This window comes from Streptomyces sp. URMC 126 (assembly GCF_051386555.1).
Classification (GTDB): Bacteria; Actinomycetota; Actinomycetes; order Streptomycetales; family Streptomycetaceae; genus Streptomyces.
This window is the reverse complement of record NZ_JBPQTX010000635.1, coordinates 1-991: the sequence shown is the minus strand read 5'-3', so window position 1 is coordinate 991 and position 991 is coordinate 1. Positions and strand designations below refer to the sequence as shown.

Below are 991 nucleotides of genomic sequence, written 5' to 3'. Positions count from 1 at the left end.
CCACCGCCCCTCCCAGGGCCGCACACCCCGCGGCATCAACCCCCCTACCCGCGGCGCGCGTTGTGCGGGCGGGAGCCCGGTCTCCGGCGCGCGCCTCCGCCTCGCCCGACCGGCGGTGCGCCCGGGGGCGGCTCCCGTAGTATTCGACCATGGGTGACGAGCAGACCCCCGATTTCGAGCGGATCAGCATCACGGTGCCCCGCGAGCTCGCCGAGCAGTTGCGCGGCATGAAGGACGCGAACGTCATCGAGTCCGTGTCCGCCTTCGTGACGAGAACGCTGGCCGGCCAGATCGACCGCGACCGCCGCCACCGCGAGAGCGAGGAGCGGCTGCGGCGGGACTTCGGGCTGGACGAGGAGTCCATCGCCCTGGCCCGCCAGTGGGCGGACGACGCGACCGGCCGCCGCACCCGGCTGCCCCTCGACCAGTACATCGCCACCCGCCGGAGCAGCGCCGCGTGACCGTCGACGCGGTGACGGGCGTCGTCCTCGACGCCGGCTTCCTCTGCGACCTGGCCACCGACCGCAGGATCGAGCACGAGGTCCTCACGGACCGGTGGAGCTGGCACGCCGTCTCGGTCAATGTGCCGCAGACCGAGCTCGTCCTCGCCGAGCGCGAGAAGCCCGGCCGCGCCCGGGCCGCCCTGGAGCTGCTGCTGGCCCGCTGCGGCCCCTCGGTGCTCATCCGGCCGCTGGACCTGACGGCCGTCGAGGCGGCCGGGACGATGATGCGCCGGTACGCGCTCGACGACATCGCGCTCGCGCACACGGCCGCCGTCGCGGTGCCCTCCGGGTGGACCGTCTTCACCACCGCCCCCGAGCGTTACCACCCCCTCGGCGACGCCGTCGACGTGTTCGGTCTCGTCTGACGCCGGCGCTATGTCATGACGGCTCGCGCCGCGTTCGGTCCGTCCGGCACCCGGGCCGGACCCCGGTCCTCCGTCCCCCGGCACCACCCCACCGGCTTACCGGCCTGCCCTCCGCCCCTGCAC

Annotated in this window: 2 protein-coding genes; both read left to right on the top strand. The window is 74.8% G+C overall.

Annotation, left to right across the window (positions count from 1 at the left end; genetic code table 11):
* Window positions 1–149: 149 nt before the first annotated feature.
* A complete protein-coding gene (locus tag ACSNOK_RS33235) occupies window positions 150–461 on the top strand; it encodes a hypothetical protein (RefSeq protein ID WP_436784505.1) in 312 nt (103 codons plus the stop codon).
* A complete protein-coding gene (locus ACSNOK_RS33230; protein WP_436784504.1) occupies window positions 458–868 on the top strand; it encodes a hypothetical protein in 411 nt (136 codons plus the stop codon). The genes ACSNOK_RS33235 and ACSNOK_RS33230 overlap by 4 nt, the downstream gene beginning before the upstream one ends.
* Window positions 869–991: the final 123 nt, after the last annotated feature.